Consider the following 19,174-nt stretch of genomic DNA (forward strand, 5'->3'; position numbering starts at 1 on the left):
TATCATGGAGAATTTAGAATTAAAGAAAACAGCCAATGAGATCCGCAAAGGCATCATCGAGGCGGTACACAGCGCCAAATCCGGCCATCCGGGCGGATCTTTATCAGCGGCAGATATTTATACCTATCTTTATTTTGAGGAAATGAACATTGACCCGGCAGATCCGAAGAAGGCGGACAGAGACCGTTTTGTCCTGTCTAAAGGACACACGGCTCCGGGATATTATTCCGCGCTGGCGCACAGAGGATTCTTCCCGGTAGAAGATCTGAAGACCCTTCGTAAGACAGGTTCTTATCTGCAGGGACATCCGGACATGAAGCATATCCCGGGCGTAGATATGTCCAGCGGTTCTCTCGGACAGGGCATCTCCGCGGCAGTAGGCATGGCCATTTCCGCAAAGCTTTCCGGCGACAGTTTCCGGGTATACACCCTTCTGGGAGACGGAGAGATCCAGGAAGGACAGGTGTGGGAGGCTTCCATGCTGGCGGCGCACAGAAAGCTGGATAATCTGGTGGTAATCGTAGATAACAATAACCTGCAGATCGATGGAGCGATCTCGGACGTGAACTCTCCGTACCCCATCGACAAGAAATTTGAGGCCTTTAATTTCCATGTGATCAATATCGACGGACATGACTTCGACGCGATCCGCGCAGCTTTCAAAGAGGCAAGAGAGACAAAGGGATGCCCGACGGTGATCATTGCAAAGACCATCAAGGGCAAAGACGTATCTTTCATGGAGAATCAGGCTTCCTGGCATGGTGCGGCTCCAAATGACGAGCAGTACGCAGTTGCTATGGCAGATTTAGAGAAAGTAGGTGAAGCATTATGTCAGAAGTAAAGAAGATCGCAACCAGAGAAAGTTACGGCAATGCTCTGGTGGAATTAGGAAAAGAGCATGAAGACCTGGTAGTCCTGGACGCAGACCTGGCGGCCGCGACCAAGACGGGAACCTTTAAGAAAGCATTTCCGGAACGCCACATCGACTGCGGGATCGCAGAGAGCAATATGATGGGCGTGGCTGCAGGACTTGCGGCGGCAGGAAAGGTTCCATTTGCCAGTTCCTTTGCCATGTTCGCGGCCGGCCGCGCGTTTGAGCAGGTACGCAATTCCATCGGATACCCGCATCTGAACGTGAAGATCGGCGCTACACATGCCAGCATTTCCGTCGGAGAAGACGGAGCGACCCACCAGTGTAATGAGGACCTGGCCCTGATGCGGACGATCCCCGGCATGGTAGTGATCAATCCTTCCGATGATGTAGAAGCAAAGGCGGCTGTAAAGGCGGCTTATGAACATGAGGGGCCGGTATATTTAAGATTTGGCCGTGCGGCCGTACCGGTGATCAATGATAACCCGGATTACAGGTTCGAGATCGGCAAGGCCATTACCTTAAGAGAAGGAACGGACGTGACGATCATCGCGGCAGGACTTCCGGTGTCCGAGTCCCTGGCGGCAGCAGAAAAGCTTGCGGCAGATGGAATTCAGGCACGAGTGATCAATATGCACACCATCAAGCCTCTGGATGAGGAAGCCGTGATCAAGGCGGCAGAAGAGACCGGCAAGATCGTGACAGTGGAAGAGCACTCCGTCATCGGCGGCCTGGGAAGCGCAGTCTGCGACGTGGTTGCCCAGAAGGCTCCGGCAAAAGTGCTGAAGATCGGGATCAACGATGTATTCGGCGAGTCCGGACCTGCGGCAGAACTGATCAGAAAATACGGACTGGACGCAGACAGCATCTACGAAAAAGTCAAAGCATTTGTATAAAACAGAAAACCAGTGAGTTTCAGTCCCTCCCCTCCCGGCAGTTTTTGCCGGCCGGGGAGGGACTTTTCTTGTGATCCGATCTTTCTCGACGGCCGTGCTGCCGGTATCTCGGGCCTTTCGTCGAAGGCTTGGGCCATCTGCCGGAAACTTCTCGAGCCGGGCCTCACCGATTGGCAAAATACGCAAAATCCATATGCTATCATAACCCAAAATACAAAAAACGAGGTGAGAGTATATGGAAAGACAACTTCCAAAAAATGTAAGGCAGATCGGCAACGTCAGTGACGAACCGAAGATCTATGTTGAGGATTATGTGGATACTTTTCTGAATCAGCTGAAGGATAAGGCGGGGGACGAGCCCATAGGGGTCGCGCTTGCAGGAGAGATCTTTTCTGTGGAAGGGATCCCGGCGGTCTACATATCCGGGGCGTTCCGGCTAAAAGAAGTGGAGGTGACTCCAAAGGAAGTGTCCGTAAAAGAGGAGACGATCCGTCAGATGGAGGAGGACAGAAAGCAGTATTTCCCCATGGCGGAGATCGTAGGCTGGGGGTTGATCGAGGACGGGAAACCCATGGGAAGGAACCGGGAGGTCAGCAGGATCCACAGCCGTTTCTTTGCAAAGGATCAGTCTGTCTTTATATGGAAGGACTCGCTGGACGGCGAAGAGGTGTTTTATGCCTATAAATACGGAGAATTGATGCAGATGGGCGGGCATTACATTTTTTATGAGAAAAATCCCGCCATGCAGAATTATATGATCAGTACGCGCAAAAAGATCGGCGTTTCTCCCAGTGAAGTGGTTGAGGATCGAGCTGCAAAGGATTTTCGCAATACCGTAAGAGAGCGGATGGAAAGCAGAAACGACCGTTCCAGTTCCCGCTTTGTCTATATCACAAGCGCTCTTCTGGTAGTCATTGTCCTGGTGATCGGTGTCTCAGCCATGAATAATTATGATAAAATGGAAGCTGTACAAAGTTCTCTGGAATCCTTGTCCCAGTCGGTCAACGGCCCGGATATCCAGGCCGAAGCCCCTGCGCAGGAAGAAGAGGAAACCACGGAAACAGACGTAGAAGAACAGGAGCAGGAAGACGCGGGGATTACAGAGAGCACCGGAGAGGAGGAGCTGGCGCAGGGGGATACCGATGAGGCGAACGGCATCACAGAGGACGACTATTATGTCGTGCAAAAAGGCGACACGCTGGATACCATCAGCCAGAAAGTGTATGGAGATTCCTCGCAGGCAGAGGCGATCTGCAAGATGAACGGACTCTCGGACGGGAATCTGATTTACATTGGTCAAAAATTATTGCTTCCATAGTATGGAAAGTATGATACAATATATGAGATCATGTAGAAGAAATGCAAATGAAGATCAGTAAAGGTGGATTTGATGATACACTGGGAAAAGAAAAACCTGCGGATCGTCAGGGAACTGAAAAAAAGTGATCAGCCAAAGACCGAAGAGCAGGAGCAGTTTGAGAAGGCGCGGAAGAAGCGGTGGAAGAAGACTGCCCTCATAGCCGCTGTGGTTGTGGCTCTGGCTGTCGGTGTTTATCTCCTGATCAATCTGCAGACGTATACCAGCGCAAGGGCTCTTGATACCTATGCGGTCAGCGGGGCTTCGGGCAGCGCGTATGAGCAGTTTGCGGACGGTGTTTTAAAGTACAGCCGGGACGGGATCTCCTATCTGAACCAGCACGGGGAAGAAATGTGGAACCAGCCTTATCAGATGAAGAATCCGGTGGTGGATGTAAATGAAAGTTCCGCCGCAGTGGCAGATAAGGGAGGAAATGCAGTCCTTGTATTTAATGAGGAGGGGGTAAGAGGGGAGACCCAAACCAACCTTCCCATCGAAAGAGTCCGCGTATCGGAGCAGGGGATCGTCAGCGTAATCCTGACAGATGAAAATGAAGCCAGGGTCCTTTGCTATGACGCGGCGGGAAATCTTCTGGTAGAAAATAAGACATCCATGAACGGGACAGGCTATCCCCTGGATGTGGCGCTGTCGCCGGACGGGGAGACCATGCAGGTTCTCTACCTCTATACGGAGGCAGGCGCGGTAAAGTCCAGAGTCATTTACTATAATTTTGGCGAGTCCGGGGAGGAGAAGACGGACCACCTGGTAGCGCAGATGGAATATGAGGACACGGTCATGGCATCTGGATTTTTTATGGATGAAAATATATCCGTGGCCGTGGGCGATAACCGGCTGACCATATACCGTGGCGGAAACGTGCCGGAGGAGACAGAAAATATCGAGATCAAGAAGCAGATCAAGAGCGTCTTCCATAATGAGAAATATATCGGCATGGTCCTGAAAAATGAAGGGAAAGAAGGCTATGAGCTGCGGCTTTATAACACGCGGGGGCAGGTAGCCATGTCAGAGAACTTCACCGGAGACTATAGTCATGTGAAGCTGTGCGGCAGCCAGGTGATCATGTACGACGGAAAAAACTGCAGCATTTTCACCCGGGGAGGGATCCACAAATTTGACGGAGAGATGAACAGCAACATTCTGGAGATCTTTCCGGTGCCGGGAGTCAATAAATACATTGTGATGAACGAGAACGGACTGGAAGTAGTCCGGCTTGTAAAATAAGGAGAGCGTATGAACTGGTTATCAATGACAGTAGGAGCAATATTTCTGATCTGCCTGATCGTCGGATTTATGCGGGGCGCGGTTAAGATCATCGTATCCCTTGCGGCAACCGTGGTCACGCTGGTGCTGGTCTGGTTTGCCACCCCGTATGCAGCGGACGCGCTGGCAAAGTATACGCCGCTGGATGATATGATCAAGAGCCAGGTGGTCACGACCATGGCAAATGCGGCGTCCGCCCAGCTGGGAGGCGAGGAGCAGAGCGGAATGGATGCGGACAGTGTGCGCAGGGTGCTGAATGCTGCGGGCGTGTCAGAAGAGACCCTTGCCCAGTACGGGATCAGTATTGATGATATTGTAAACGGAAATGTGACCAGCAGCGATCTGGCCCAGTTTGGTATCTCCGGCGACCTGCTGGACGGCCTTCAGGGTGAGGAAGGAACCGCCATGGAGGATATCATCACCAGTGCGGAGATTCCCAGAGATCTGCAGATCTCTGCGATCGAGGGAGCCGATCTGCCGGATCTTTTCAAGAGCCTGCTGACGGAAAATAACAACAGCGAGATGTACACCAGACTGGGGGCGACTACATTTGCGGAATATGTAGGCGACTTCCTGGCAAAACTGATCTTAAATATTCTGGCGTTTTTAGCAACCTTTATCCTGATCACGATCATCATACGGGCCATCGTATTTGCTCTGGATATCGTATCCAATCTGCCGGTGCTGGGAGTATTAAACCGGCTGGCCGGAGGCGTGATCGGTCTTAGCGGCGCGCTGATCATCGTGTGGACCGCCTTTGTTGTGATCACCCTTCTTTATGTGACCAGTTTTGGAAAAGAACTCTATACCATGATAGAAACAGACAACTTTTTGAGTATTCTGTATCAATACAATCCGATCATGAGTCTGGCGACCATGTTCCGATAGACACCTGTAAACGTGAAGACACAGTAAGGAGGAAGAAGGAAATGCCATTACTGAATGAAAACTACCAGAACCTGGAAGAAAGCTATCTGTTTGCGGAGATCGCAAGGCGGGTCAGCAAATATGAAGAAGCCCACCCGGATCAGAAGATCATCCGGCTGGGGATCGGAGACGTGACAAAGCCTCTGACAAAGAAAGTGATCGAGGCGCTCCACAAAGCGGTGGAGGAGCAGGCGGTTTCCGAGACCTTCCGGGGATACGGGCCGGAGAAAGGATATGATTTCCTGCGGAACGCCATTTCCGCGTATTATAAGAAAAACGGAGCGGACGTAGATCCGGACACCATCTTCATTTCCGACGGCGCAAAAAGTGATACCGGCAACATCACGGATCTGTTTGGCAAAGACAATGTAGTACTGGTGCCGGATCCGGTTTATCCGGTTTATGTAGACACCAATCTCATGGACGGCCGCAAGATCGTTTATATGAACGGCACAGCAGAAAATGATTTCCTGCCCATGCCGGATCCGTCGGTGAAGGCAGACCTGATCTATCTGTGCTCGCCCAATAACCCTACAGGAGCCTGCTACAGCAAAGAGCAGTTGGAAAAGTGGGTGGCGTATGCAAAAGAAATGCAGGCAGTGATCCTGTTTGACGCGGCTTATGAAGCTTTCGTGTCAGATCCGGCGCTTCCCAGAAGTATCTTTGAGATCGAAGGTGCAAAAGAATGTGCCATCGAATTCTGCTCCTTATCCAAAACAGCAGGATTTACCGGAACCAGATGTTCTTACACCGTCATTCCCAAAGAACTGGTCTTCCCGGCATCTAACGGAGCAGAACTCTCCCTGCATGCCATGTGGAACCGGAGACATTCTACCAAATTTAACGGGACGCCGTATATCGTGCAGCGCGCGGCGGAAGCAGTCTTCACAGAAGAAGGAATGGCGGAGTGCATGGAAAACATCGAATACTACCGGCAGAATGCAAAGATCATTGCCGATGTGCTGAGAAAGAAAAACATTTCCTTTACCGGAGGCGTGAACTCTCCCTATATCTGGTTTGAGTGCCCCAATGGCATGGAATCCTGGGAGTTCTTTGATTATCTTTTGACCCATGCCCAGGTGGTGGGAACACCGGGAGCCGGGTTTGGCGAGAACGGCAAGAATTATTTCCGCCTGACGGCATTCGGACAGCACGAGAGTACGGCGGAGGCCATGCGGCGGTTTGAGGAGTTGTTTTAAACAGGACGGTTATCAGAAAAAACAGACAGGAACCATGAAAGAGACATCCGATGAAGGGTGTCTTTTTTCTTGTCAAAAAGAGGACGCCTTAACACGTTCTTAACGAAACCTTTTGAAAAGTATGGTAGAAGCAGAAGAGCCTGATCCGTAAAATGTGAATGTATGATTTGTTGAGACCTGTTGAAAATGAGAGAAGACGACACTAAGGGAGGAGAAATACTGTGTCAGAGATTGTATTAAGAAATGTATGCAAAGAGTATGAAAAAGGTAACTTTGCAGTGAAAGATTTTAGTCTGGACATTCACGACCAGGAATTCATTATTTTTGTCGGCCCTTCCGGATGCGGAAAATCGACGACTCTTCGAATGATCGCCGGATTGGAGGATATCAGCGACGGAGAACTGTGGATCGACGATCAGTTATGTAATTATTTCGATCCAAAAGACAGAGGGCTGTCCATGGTGTTCCAGAATTATGCGTTATATCCCAATATGACAGTGTATGGAAATCTGGCGTTCGCCTTGAAAGTTCGAAAAGCTTCCAAGAGTGAGATTGATGAGAAAGTGCATAAAGTTGCAAGAATTCTTGAGATTGAGCATCTGTTGGACAGAAAGCCGGCAGCTCTGTCCGGCGGACAAAAACAAAGAGTTGCGATCGGAAGCGCCATTATCCGCAGACCCAAGGCATTTTTGATGGACGAACCGCTTTCCAATCTGGATGCCAAGCTTCGTGCACAGATGCGGATCGAACTTGCAAAATTACATAAAGAACTTGAGACTACGATCATTTATGTGACCCATGATCAGACAGAGGCTATGACGCTGGGAACCAGGATTGTAGTAATGAAAGATGGTGTGGTACAGCAGGTGGAAACGCCGATAGAACTGTACAATCATCCGGTAAATTTATTTGTGGCAGGGTTTATCGGTTCTCCGTCCATGAATTTCTTCCAGGCTCATGTCACAGAGGAAAATGGCAGGATGGTCGTTTTTATCGGAAATCCGAAAGATGGAAAGAAAATTTACCTGGAAGGAAGAAGAAGCGAGCTTGCCAGACTCAGAGCCATGGACCAGGATGTGACTCTGGGAATCCGGCCGGAAGATATCCATGAGTACGCGGACGCCGCAGAACTTGGCATCGAAAAAGCCACCGTTGGAATGAACGTAACGGTTACGGCAAGAGAAATGTTGGGAGCGGAAGTATTCCTTTATTTTGACGAGCAGAAGAAAACCCATGCGGTACGCCTTCATCCGAAGAACCAGACGATGACTGGAGAAAAGATCGATCTTTATTTTGATCCAAAGAAAATCCATCTGTTTGATCAAAATACCGAAGAAAGTATATTTTACAGAGAGGAGACGGTGTAATGAACGCAGTGAAAAAAAGTAAATGGAATGCATCCCCATACTTTTATCTAGTGCCATGTATGCTGGTATTTGCAGTTTTCCTTTTTTATCCCTTTTTTAAAACTATATTTCTGAGTCTGTTTCTGACAGACAAGATGGGACAGGCAAAAGTATTTGTAGGAATGCAGAACTATATGGATCTGTTGACGAGCGAATCTTTCCGCAACAGTCTGAAAGTGACCCTGATCTTTGTAGTGATCGTTGTGGTTGGCGGAATGCTTTTGGGCCTGATCGCCGCAGTGCTTTGTAATAAAGCGTTTCCAGGGATCCGCTTTTTCAGTACCTCTTATGCACTGCCAATGGCAATTGCCTCCAGTTCTGCAGCTATGATTTTTGAGATCATGCTGCATCCTACAGTAGGTATCGTCAATAAGATGCTGGGGCTGGATATTAACTGGCTGAACAATCCGGATACGGCGTTGTATTGCGTAGCGATCCTGACGGCCTGGCTGAACAGTGGAATTAACTTTCTGTATTTTTCAGCCGGACTTGGAAATATTGACGAAACCATCTATGAGAGAGCGTCTGTGGACGGAGCGGGAAGTATTCAGAAATTTTTCAGTCTGACCCTGCCGGGGCTTTCGCCGATCATGTTTTATACACTGGTCGTAAACATTATCCAGGCGTTCCAGTCTTTCGGACAGATCAAGATCCTGACAGAAGGAGGACCGGATGAGGCGACGAATGTTATCGTGTACTCGATCTACCGTGACGCCTTTTTCAACTATCGGTTCGGAAGCGCGGCAGCTCAGTCCGTGATCCTGTTTATTATCGTTATGTTGATTACTCTTGTGATGTTCCGTATTGAGAAGAAAGGAGTAAGTTATTAATGAGCCAGACAGATACCATGGCTGCAGGCAGCCAGAGAATCATCAGCAGAGAAGAACTTCTGCAATTAAAGAAAGAGATGAATGCCAGGGCGCTTACCAGAAGAAGGGTGAGGACAGGAACCCTCCTTGTTGCCAATATTATTATGGCGGTTGTGATCCTGCTTCCACTGTTATATGCGATCAGTATCGCATTTATGCCTTCGGGAGAACTGTTTACTACAGATCTGAACCTGTTCCCGAAAAATCCGACGATCCAGAATTTTGTAGATGCATTTACAAATGTACCGTTGCTTAAATTTATCTTGAACTCATTTATTATGGCGGGATGCATCACGATCGGGCAGATCATCACCTGTTCTCTTGCGGCATTTGCGTTTTCTTTCCTGGAATTTAAGGGAAAAGGGCTCCTTTTCATGGTGGTAATGGCTACGATGATGGTTCCGGGAGAAGCGACTATCATTTCCAACTATCTGACAGTTGGAAATCTGGGAATGCTGGATACTTATCCGGTATTGATCATACCATACCTGACGTCAGCAATGGGAATCTTCCTGTTCCGTCAGTTTTATATGACATTTCCGATATCCTTATATGAATCAGCAAAGCTGGATGGATGCGGAAACTTAAGATTCATCGTGAAAATCCTGATCCCGCTGACAAAATCGGCGATCGGAGCCATGGCAGTATATACCTTTATCAATGCATGGAATATGTATATGTGGCCTCTGCTCGTTACAGGATCCAATGACATGAGAACCGTTCAGATCGGTATCAGTATGCTGAACAGTGTGGATTCTCAGTCCATCACGATGATGATCGCAGGTGTGGTAATGATTATCATCCCGTCAATATCAATCTTTATTGTGGGACAGAAACAGCTGATCCGGGGTATGTTCTCCGGCGCGGTAAAAGGTTAAAGTTTATTCAGGAAAAAGGAGAAAAACATGAAGAAAAGAATTGTTTCAGTATTATTGACAACAGCACTGACTGCCAGTCTGCTTGCAGGCTGCGGCGGAAAAAGCCTTGAGGACCAGAGCGGTGCTCAGGAGGGAGGAGACGCTGCAGCTGCAGAAGCTGTGGAGATGGCTGCCGCAGAAGACGTGGACGGTACAGAGATTACTTTCTGGCACTCCATGGGAGGAGTAAACGGCGAGGCGATCGATGAACTGGTAAGCCGTTTCAATGAAGAAAATGAATATGGGATCACGGTTGTATCAGAATTCCAGGGTGAATATGACGACGCGCTGAATAAATTAAAGAGCGCACAGATCGGCAATATGGGTGCAGATCTGGTACAGGTATATGAGATCGGGACCAGATTTATGATCGATTCCGGATGGATCGTTCCCATGCAGCAGATGATTGACGAGGACGGTTATGATCTGTCTCAGATCGAGCCGAACCTTGCGGCATATTATACCATTGATGATCAGCTTTACTCCATGCCGTTTAATTCTTCTACACCGCTGATGTACTATAATAAAGATATGTTTGACAAAGCGGGTATTACAGAGGTTCCCACCAGCCTGGAAGGGATCGAGGCCATTGGAGACCAGCTGTTAAATGAAGGCGGAGCCGGAGAAGTTATGTCTCTGTCTATCTACGGATGGTTCTTTGAACAGTTCCTTGGAAAGCAGGGTCTGGATTATGCAAATAACGGAAACGGAAGAGAAGAGGCTGCAACAGCAGTAGCTTTTGACGAGAATGGCGGAGCAAAGAATATTCTGGATGCGTGGAAGTCTCTGAACGATAAAGGATATGCGCCGATCGTAGGTAAGGGCGGAGATGCCGGACTGGCAGATTTCTCCTCTGGAAAATCAGCGATCACACTTGGATCTACCGCTTCTCTGAAGCAGATCCTTCAGGATGTAAATGGAAAATTTGAAGTGGGAACTGCATATTTCCCGTCTGTGAAAGATAGTGACGAGGGCGGCGTTTCCATTGGAGGAGCTTCTCTGTGGGCATTAAACAATCAGGATCCTAAGAAATTGAGAGCAACCTGGGAATTTGTAAAATTCCTGGTATCTCCGGAATCACAGGCATACTGGAACGCTCAGACCGGATACTTCCCGGTAACGGTAGCGGCTCAGGAAGAGCAGGTATTTAAAGATAATATCGCACAGTATCCACAGTTCCAGACTGCTATCGATCAGCTGCATGATTCTTCACCGGAATATGTGGGCGCGCTTCTGAGTGTATTTTCTGAGGCAAGAGCAACGGTAGAATCCGAGATCGAGAGTATGCTTAACGGAAACGAGACTTCAGATGAGGCAGTTGCCAATATGGCAGAAACTATTAACAGTTCTATCGAAGAATACAGTCTGGTAAATGAATAAAAGATATTGTAGGATATCTTTAGACATAAGAATAAAAATCGGGGGAGCCGCCGCAATAAAATGTGGCGGCACTCTTTGCATAATAGGGAATCAGGAGGAAAAGGAAACACGATGACGAAAGTATTTGCGCACAGGGGAGCCAGCGGTTATGCGCCGGAGAATACACTTCCTGCTTTTGCACTGGCAGAAGAGCAGGGGGCTGACGGTGTGGAACTGGACGTGCAGCTGACCCGGGACGGACAGGTGGTTGTGATCCATGATGAAAAGATCGATCGTACTTCGGATGGAGAAGGGTTCGTTAGAGATTATACGTTAGAAGAGTTGAAAGCATTTTCCTTTCATGCACAGATGGAGGAGTACCGGGGGGTAAAGATCCCGACGCTGGAAGAAGTGCTTAAGACTCTGAAACCGGGAAAGATGCAGGTGAATATTGAATTGAAAACCGGGATTTTCAGGTATCCGGAGATTGAGAAAAAGACGATCGATATTGTCCGCCGGATGGGAATGGAGAACCGGGTGATCTATTCTTCTTTTAATCATTATAGTATACAGGAGATTCTAAAGTTAAATCCACTGGCAGAGACGGCTTATCTATTCAGCGATGTGATACTTCATATGGAAGATTACGGGAAGAAGACCGGGGTACAGGGACTGCATCCGGCGGTTTATCATCTGTATATGCCGGAACTTCTTGAGGATTACAAAAAAAGCGGGTTAAAGATCCGGGTATGGACGGTAAACCGGAAAGAAGATATGAAGAAATTTATAGAAAATGATCTGGAAGCTGTGATCACCAATTATCCGGACCTGGCGCTGGAAGTCAGAAAGCAGGTGGAAGATGTCCGGAGATAAAAGACTGATGAAAAAGCGGCTGTTTCTTCTGGATATTGACGGAACCGTATGTATCGGGCAGCGGCTGATCGGAGGCACCAGAAAATTTCTGGAAGCCATTCGGGATCTGGGGGGACAGTTTGTATTTATAACCAATAATTCCACCCGCAGTATTGATGATTATATCCTTTCTTTTCAGAAACTGGGGATTATGACAGATCATACGAATTTTATTACGGCCTCTTTTGCAACTGTGCAATATCTGAAGAAACATTATGATGGGAAATTAATCTATGTATTGGGCACAAAGTCGTTTCTCCGCGAGTTGAAGAAAAACCATATCCGCGTAACGATAGACTGCATGGATCCGGACATTGCCTGTGTTCTGGTGTCTTATGATAATCAGCTGAACTATGAAAAACTGGAAGATACCTGCAGGATCTTAAGTACGCGGGAAGTGGATTATCTGGCTACCAATCAGGATTATGTCTGTCCGATAGAGTTCGGATATGTACCGGACTGCGGAGCAATCTGTGAAATGATTGGACATGCGGTGAAAAAAGCGCCAAAATACATGGGTAAACCGGGAACGGCTATGGTGGAGTATGCGTTAAAGCTGAATCATTTCTCACGGGAAGAGACATTGATCGTAGGAGACCGTTTGTATACGGATATCCTGTGCGGGCATAAATCCGGTGTTGATACGGCTCTGGTGCTGACCGGAGAGGCTACCAGGGAAGAGGGGGAAGCCTGCGAGTATGGCCCGGATTACATTTTTTCATCTGTGGAGGAACTGTACCAGGAATGGAGCGGGGAAATGCCGCTGCCAACGGGTAGCGCGGATATGTAATCTAAAAATTTCCGCATGGCCGGGGCCGGGTTATCGGCATCAGACCAGGCAACGCCCAGCGTCCGGGTATAGTGGGCGTCAAAGGGCCGCACGCATACCCGGAACGGAGCCTGTTCCAGAAGAAGGCGGGGCAGGATCGTGACGCCGAAGCCCTGCTCTACCATTTTTAATGTGGCAAAGTCTTCGTTGAGCTGATATTGGACTTTGGGAGAAATGTGGTTGCTTTTAAATATTTTTCCTGTTTCATAGTCCAGGCCATCGGAAGACAAGATAAAGTTTTCTTCCCGGATATCTTCCAGGAGGACGGAAATCTTTTCGGATAGTGGATGACCGGCAGGGAGGACCAGCATTAGTTCATCCGTGCCAAGAGGAATAAATGGCAGATCAGGAACAGAATATTGGGAAACGAAGATACAGTCCAGCTGACCGGACTGTATCTTTTCTTTTAGTCCGCTGAATCCGTCCACAGTAAGTTCAAACCGGATGCCTGGGTATCGTTCGGAGAAGGTCTTCAGGATATCCGGCAGCCAGTGATAGGAAATGCTCTGGATGGTACCGATGCGGATATAACCTTTTTCCAGGTGGTTAAGACCTTCGGCGATGCGGGCGATCCGGGCTTCCTCCTGGCAGATGATCCGAAGAGAGGCTGCGATCTCTTCTGTGCCCGGCAGAAGTTCCATTCCCCGCTTGGATCTCCGGAAGAGCCGGACGCCCAGATCCTTTTCAAATTTCCGGATGGTCTGACTGACCGCAGACTGGGTATAATTTAACAACTCGGCAGCCCGGGATATATTTTTGACTTCACAGACAGTCAGGATGACTTTGTATTTGCTCATATGCTCTCCTTACCTGTATCCATAAGAAATGCTTAAGGATAACATTAAATTCTCTGGCTTTTCGATGGTTTTCTGATGTTTTATTATAAACATATATGATATTTCTTTGTCAATCACAGAAGGGAAAGAAGGAGGGATAAATGTGAGTCAGGAATACTGGAATGGAGCGCAGGCAGCTCACCGGAGAGTTATGATGAAAGCGGCCGGATATTCAGATGGTGATATTCGGAAAAAGCCCCATATCGGCGTGCCTAATTCTTACATGGCTGGTTCTCCGGGAACTGCCCACTTAAGACAGATCACAGAAGCGGTGAAGGAAGGCATCTGGGCAGCAGGAGGGGTGCCGGTGGAATTTGGTATTCCGGCTACCTGCGGCAATATTGCCAATGGAGCCGAGGAACTGAAATATGAGCAGGTGGGAAGGGACATTGTGGCGATGTCTATTGAATTTGTCACCCGCGTTCACAATTTCGACGGCCTGGTGATGACAGCCTCCTGTGATAATATCATTGCCGGGTGCTATCTGGCAGCGATGCGTCTTGATATACCAACTATGGTTGTTACCGGGGGTTCCATGCAGCCGGGCCAATACTGTGGAAAGACGGTGGTGGAGGCGGATCTGGACGCGGCCAGATTCTCCGGAGCATCCGAAGAAGAACTGATGGAGATGGAGGATAATGTCTGCCCTTCCTTTGGGGCTTGCCCGTCCATGGGAACCGCCAATACCATGCAGATGCTGGGGGAGGTACTTAACCTGGTGCTGCCGGGGACTTCCACGATTCCGGCATCAGATAATGCAAAACTCAGAAAGGCCCGGGAGGCTGGAAAATATGCGGTAGAACTGGTGAAATCCGGGCGCAGGCCATCACAGCTGATCACCAGGGAAGTGCTGATGAATGCTATCATGTTTGATATGGCGGTGGCAGGCTCGACCAATGCAGTGCTGCATATTTTATCATTTTCCTACGAACTGGGGATCCGGCTTACACTGGAGGATTTTGAAAAATATGCCAAAGAGATTCCCTGTATTAATGCGGTGGTTCCGAGCGGTCCGTATACGGTGGTGGATTTTCATTATGCGGGCGGTGTAATGAATGTGATGAAGATGCTGGAAAGCAAATTGTTTACAGAGGTTCCGGGCATGTATGGCATTTCCTGGAAGGAGATGCTTGCGAAGGTAACGCCCCGGGAAAACGAGGTTATCCACTCTCTGGAAAGACCCTTGTTCCAGGAGCCGGGACTTAAGATCCTGCGGGGCAACCTGTCGCCAAACGGCGCAATTGTCCGGCCCACTGCCGTGTATGATGAAGTGAAGTATATGCGGGGGAAGGCAAAGGTCTTTGACGGGGACCGGGCGGCATTCGAGGCGATCCAGGCAGGAGAGATCGTGCCGGGAGATATTATTGTGATCCGGTATGAAGGATGTAAGGGGGCGCCGGGCATGAAAGAACTGATGCTCAGCATTGACGCGCTGATCGGCCTGGGACTTCATAAGAGTGTGGGGCTGATCTCGGACGCCAGATTTTCCGGGTTTAACTTTGGCGCGATTATCGGACATGTGTCACCGGAGGCGTATGACGGGGGAAACATTGCTCTGGTGGAAAACGGGGATGAGATTGTGATTGATATCCCGGGCGGGGAAGTGTCACTTCTGGTATCCGAAGAAGAACTGCAGGAAAGAAGAAAGCGTTGGGTATGTCCGCCACTCAAAGAGGAGAAGGGATGTCTGAATCTGTTTGCAAGGCTCTGCCGTCCGGCGGAAGAAGGCGGGGCGATGCAGCCCTGGGATCTGGACGCAAAATTTCATGGATAATGTGAAATTGTTTTGAAAAGAGAAGATTCGTAAAGGAGGAAATAAAAATGTTATTGTTGTCAAGAGAAGATATTAAGAAAGTATTTACCATTAAAGATGCCATTGAGGCGGATAAAAAAGCGTTTCGGTATGTGGTGGAGGGGAAATGCGAGATTCCCCTTCGGACCAACATCCAGGCGCCCAAATATGACGGATGTTTCCTGTTTATGCCGGCATATCTGGAGGAAATGGATACAGCGTCCTTAAAGATTATCAACATTTTCCCACACAATATAGACAATGGGATTCCGTCATCCCCGGCCCAGGTACTCCTGATTGATGGAAAAACGGGACTGGTGACTGCGGTGCTGGACGGGACTTATGTAACTCAGCTGCGTACCGGCGCGGCTTCCGGCGCAGCTTTTGATGTGCTGGCGAAAAAAGACTGTCGCATCGGCGCGCTGATCGGTACCGGCGGCCAGGCGCCTACACAGCTGGAAGCAATGCTGGCGGCAAGAACACTTCAGGAAGTCCGGGTCTATGATATGAATCCAGAGCGGACAAAAGCCTTCGCAGAAATCATGCAGGAGGAATTAAAAGATTACGGAGCCAGAATCGTTCCGGCAGCATCTTCCGACGAGGCAATCGACGATGCAGATTTGATCATTACCGTAACACCTTCGTCCAAACCGGTCTTTGACGGGACGAAAGTAAAAGCAGGAGCAACCATCAGCTGTGTGGGCGCTTACCAGCATCACATGCAGGAGATGGATCCGGCCATTCTTCCCAGAGCATCCAAGATCTACTTTGATTCCCGGGAAGCAGTATTGTCTGAATCCGGCGATATTCTGATCCCGTTAGAGGAAGGCATTATCACAGAAAAAGATTTTACCGGAGATCTCGGAGATGTACTGCTTGGAAAAGTGGTTGGAAGAGAGAACGATGATGAGATTATTGTATTTGAAACCGTAGGCGTAGCGGCGCAGGATCTGGTGGCGGCAAAAGAGATCTATGAGAAAGCCGTAAAAGCCGGTGTGGGGATAACCTGGGGATAAATGTGGGGATAAAATGTGGATAACTTCAAATGGGGACGGGGGATTTCTGGAAATCCCCCGTCCCCATTTGAGTGCGAGTGTGGTATTATTGTTTTAGAATTTAAGAAGAAGTGTATGATGCTGTGACTGTAAAGGAAACGGGTTAAAAGACAAAAGTCAAATAAAATACATCAAAGGAGATATAAGACCATGCCTATCGTATATCACGAGAAATCCAAAGAATTTCATCTTTATAATGAGGAAATCAGCTATCTGTTCCAGATTCTGGACAATGGTCAGCCGGGTCAGCTGTACTACGGGAAAAAACTCCGTGACAGAGCAAGTTTTGAGCATCTGTTTGAACGGTGTACAAGAGACATGGCGCCTTATAATTATGAGGGGAACAGTGAATTTTCCCTGGAGCATATCAAGCAGGAGTATCCCACGTTTGGGAACGGCGATATGCGTTATCCGGCCTACGAGATCGAGCGGCCAAATGGCAGCAGGATCGTAGAGTTTGCCTATGAATCTCACAGAATCTATCCGGGGAAACCGAAACTTCCAGGTCTGCCGGCTACTTACGTGGAGAATGAAAATGAGGCGGATACGCTGGAGATTACCTTAAATGAACCCTATATTCACGTGAGGATGCATTTGATCTATACCATCTACCGGGAACGTCCGGTTATCACAAGAAGCGTGCGCTTTGTCAGTGAATCGCAGGAAAATCAGATATTGTTGAATGCGCAGAGCGGCTGCCTGGATCTGCCGGATAAGGATTATGTGATGCTGGAACTGGCGGGAGCCTGGGCGCGGGAACGGAATATAGAGAAGCGTCCGCTGGGATATGGCATCCAGGGGATTTACAGCATGCGGGGAGCCAGCAGTTACCAGTTTAATCCGTTCCTTGCATTGATGCGCCCCGATGCCGGAGAATTTTCGGGAGAAGTCCTGGGATTCAGCCTGGTTTACAGCGGCAGTTTTCTGGCGCAGGTGGAAGTGGATAATTACGATGTGACCCGTGTGCTGATGGGGATCCATCCCCATGGATTCCGCTGGACCCTGCATCCGGGAGAAAGTTTCCAGACGCCGGAAATGGTAATGGTATATTCCGATCAGGGGTTAAATAAGATGAGTCAGGTCTATCATGATCTTTACCGGACCCGCCTTGCCCGCGGGAAATGGAGAGACAGGGAAAGGCCGATCCTGATCAATAACTGGGAAGCGACATATTTTAATTTTGATGAAAAGAAAATATTTTCTCTCGCCAGTCAGGCCAGGGAACTGGGAATCGAACTCTTTGTACTGGATGACGGTTGGTTTGGGAAACGTAACGATGATACTTCTTCTCTGGGAGACTGGTATCCCAATGAAGAGAAGCTGAAAGGCGGCCTGAAACCGCTGGCGGAAAAGATCACTGCTCTTGGCATGCAGTTTGGTCTCTGGATTGAACCGGAGATGGTGAATAAGGACAGCTGTCTTTACCGGGAACATCCCGACTGGGTGCTGGCGGAAACAGGGCGGCATATGTGCCACAGCAGGAATCAGTATGTGCTGGACTTTTCCAGAAAAGAGATCCGGGATTATCTCTATGACAGACTGGAAGCTGTTTTGGCGGATATCCCCGTCTCCTATATTAAATGGGATATGAACCGGACCATTTCAGATGCCTTTTCCAATGGAAATGACAGAGAGTATCAGGGAGAAATCTATCACAGATACATATTAGGGGTCTATGAGCTTTATGAGCGTCTGACCCGGCGGTTCCCGGAGATCCTGTTTGAATCCTGCGCCAGCGGCGGCGCCAGGTTTGATCCGGGCATGCTTTACTATGCGCCTCAGGCCTGGACTTCCGATGATACAGATGCAGTATGGCGTCTGAAGATCCAGTACGGAACGTCGGTGGTGTATCCGGTCAGCAGCATCGGAAGCCACCTGTCAGCTTCGCCCAACCATCAGATGGGGCGGGTAACCTCTATGGAAATGCGTGCCGGGGTGGCGTACTTTGGGACTTTTGGTTATGAACTGGATCTGAATGATTTGTCAGAAGAAGAACGGGCGACTATGAAAGAACAGGTGCAGTTTATGAAGAAGTACCGGCGGCTGATCCAGCAGGGGACGTTCTACCGGCTGCGCAGTCCGTTTGAAGGAAATGAAACCGCCTGGATGGTGGTTTCTGGAGACCGGAAAGAAGCGCTTGTGGCATGTTACCGTGTGCTGCAGCCGGTAAATGTAGGGTTCAACCGGATCAGACTGCAGGGCCTTGCGGAAGATCTTCTATATGAAATAGAAGGAAGGGATGTTTCGTGCTATGGAGATGAACTGATGCAGGCCGGGCTGATCCTGTCTGACCGGGCTTCCGGCGTACGGAACTCCGGCTGGAATGAGATAGGGGATTTTCAGTGCAGGATTTTTGAAATAAAAGCAAAATAACGGTTGACACAGAAAACTTCAGATGGTATTATAAAAATCCACCACGAAACAGCGGTGGATTTTTCATCGGGAAAATGGCGGAAATACTTACGCCGGCCGGAAGAAAAATGAAAAAGATATCAAAAAAGGTGTTGACAATGCATCTTCAATGTGATATCTTATAGGAGTTGTCGCTAAGACAACAACCAAGGACTTTGATAACTAAATAATAGACAACGACCCTGAAGATTCTTTTGAGAAGAATAATTCAGAATGGACATCGAAAAGATGTCAACCCAAAACAGTAAGTAACGGG

Annotated in this window: 16 protein-coding genes; 15 read left to right on the forward strand and 1 reads right to left on the reverse strand. The window is 48.7% G+C overall.

The window, feature by feature from the left end; all coding sequences use genetic code 11:
- Nucleotides 1-4: 4 nt before the first annotated feature.
- The 12 genes from H6A13_RS09330 (at nt 5) to H6A13_RS09385 (ending at nt 12,784) form a co-directional block, all read left to right on the forward strand.
- Entirely contained in the window at nt 5-841 is an 837-nt protein-coding gene (locus H6A13_RS09330) for a transketolase (protein WP_204909320.1), read from the forward strand.
- On the forward strand, nt 829-1,767 hold the full coding sequence (locus H6A13_RS09335) for a transketolase family protein (protein ID WP_204909321.1): 939 nt from the start codon (nt 829-831) through the stop codon (nt 1,765-1,767). The genes H6A13_RS09330 and H6A13_RS09335 overlap by 13 nt, the downstream gene beginning before the upstream one ends.
- A 235-nt stretch (nt 1,768-2,002) precedes the next feature.
- Entirely contained in the window at nt 2,003-3,085 is a 1,083-nt protein-coding gene (locus H6A13_RS09340) for a LysM peptidoglycan-binding domain-containing protein (protein ID WP_204909322.1), read from the forward strand.
- 72 nt (nt 3,086-3,157) lie between these two features.
- Entirely contained in the window at nt 3,158-4,366 is a 1,209-nt protein-coding gene (locus tag H6A13_RS09345) for a DUF5711 family protein (RefSeq protein ID WP_204909323.1), read from the forward strand.
- Nucleotides 4,367-4,375: 9 nt separating this feature from the next.
- On the forward strand, nt 4,376-5,293 hold the full coding sequence (locus tag H6A13_RS09350) for a CvpA family protein (protein WP_204909324.1): 918 nt from the start codon (nt 4,376-4,378) through the stop codon (nt 5,291-5,293).
- 41 nt (nt 5,294-5,334) lie between these two features.
- Nucleotides 5,335-6,531 carry an LL-diaminopimelate aminotransferase gene (locus H6A13_RS09355; protein WP_204909325.1) on the forward strand — a complete coding sequence of 399 codons (1,197 nt, stop codon included), beginning with the start codon at nt 5,335-5,337 and terminating at the stop codon, nt 6,529-6,531.
- Between the two features lie 221 nt (nt 6,532-6,752).
- Nucleotides 6,753-7,898 carry a sn-glycerol-3-phosphate ABC transporter ATP-binding protein UgpC gene (locus H6A13_RS09360; RefSeq protein WP_204909326.1) on the forward strand — a complete coding sequence of 382 codons (1,146 nt, stop codon included), beginning with the start codon at nt 6,753-6,755 and terminating at the stop codon, nt 7,896-7,898.
- 59 nt (nt 7,899-7,957) lie between these two features.
- The gene (locus H6A13_RS09365) at nt 7,958-8,767 is read left to right on the forward strand and encodes a carbohydrate ABC transporter permease (RefSeq protein WP_420827229.1); all 810 of its coding nucleotides are present in this window, start codon (nt 7,958-7,960) and stop codon (nt 8,765-8,767) included.
- Between the two features lie 143 nt (nt 8,768-8,910).
- Nucleotides 8,911-9,684, forward strand: coding sequence for a carbohydrate ABC transporter permease (locus H6A13_RS09370; protein WP_476703430.1), 774 nt, complete (start codon nt 8,911-8,913; stop codon nt 9,682-9,684).
- Nucleotides 9,685-9,711: 27 nt separating this feature from the next.
- Nucleotides 9,712-11,103 (forward strand): ABC transporter substrate-binding protein, encoded by a 1,392-nt coding sequence (locus H6A13_RS09375; protein WP_204909329.1) that lies wholly within the window; start codon nt 9,712-9,714, stop codon nt 11,101-11,103.
- Between the two features lie 111 nt (nt 11,104-11,214).
- Nucleotides 11,215-11,955 (forward strand): glycerophosphodiester phosphodiesterase, encoded by a 741-nt coding sequence (locus H6A13_RS09380; RefSeq protein WP_204909330.1) that lies wholly within the window; start codon nt 11,215-11,217, stop codon nt 11,953-11,955.
- Complete coding sequence (locus H6A13_RS09385) at nt 11,942-12,784, forward strand: HAD-IIA family hydrolase (protein WP_204909331.1); 843 nt, start codon at nt 11,942-11,944, stop codon at nt 12,782-12,784. Before H6A13_RS09380 ends, H6A13_RS09385 begins: the two co-directional genes overlap by 14 nt.
- Here the strand turns inward: H6A13_RS09385 and H6A13_RS09390 are convergent.
- The gene (locus H6A13_RS09390) at nt 12,703-13,620 is read right to left on the reverse strand and encodes a LysR family transcriptional regulator (protein WP_204909332.1); all 918 of its coding nucleotides are present in this window, start codon (nt 13,618-13,620) and stop codon (nt 12,703-12,705) included. The genes H6A13_RS09385 and H6A13_RS09390 overlap by 82 nt on opposite strands.
- Nucleotides 13,621-13,762: 142 nt before the next feature.
- On the opposite strand from H6A13_RS09390, the gene ilvD reads away from it, so the two are divergent.
- The 3 genes from ilvD (at nt 13,763) to H6A13_RS09405 (ending at nt 18,879) form a co-directional block, all read left to right on the forward strand.
- Nucleotides 13,763-15,433 carry a dihydroxy-acid dehydratase domain-containing protein gene (gene ilvD / locus H6A13_RS09395; protein WP_204909333.1) on the forward strand — a complete coding sequence of 557 codons (1,671 nt, stop codon included), beginning with the start codon at nt 13,763-13,765 and terminating at the stop codon, nt 15,431-15,433.
- Between the two features lie 47 nt (nt 15,434-15,480).
- Complete coding sequence (locus H6A13_RS09400; protein ID WP_204909334.1) at nt 15,481-16,467, forward strand: ornithine cyclodeaminase family protein; 987 nt, start codon at nt 15,481-15,483, stop codon at nt 16,465-16,467.
- A gap of 189 nt (nt 16,468-16,656) precedes the next feature.
- Nucleotides 16,657-18,879, forward strand: a complete 2,223-nt coding sequence (locus H6A13_RS09405) for an alpha-galactosidase (protein WP_204909335.1) — start codon at nt 16,657-16,659, stop codon at nt 18,877-18,879.
- Nucleotides 18,880-19,174 lie beyond the last annotated feature (295 nt).

It is taken from the genome of Mordavella massiliensis, from assembly GCF_016902415.1.
GTDB classification, from domain to species: domain Bacteria; phylum Bacillota; class Clostridia; order Lachnospirales; family Lachnospiraceae; genus Merdimonas; species Merdimonas faecigallinarum.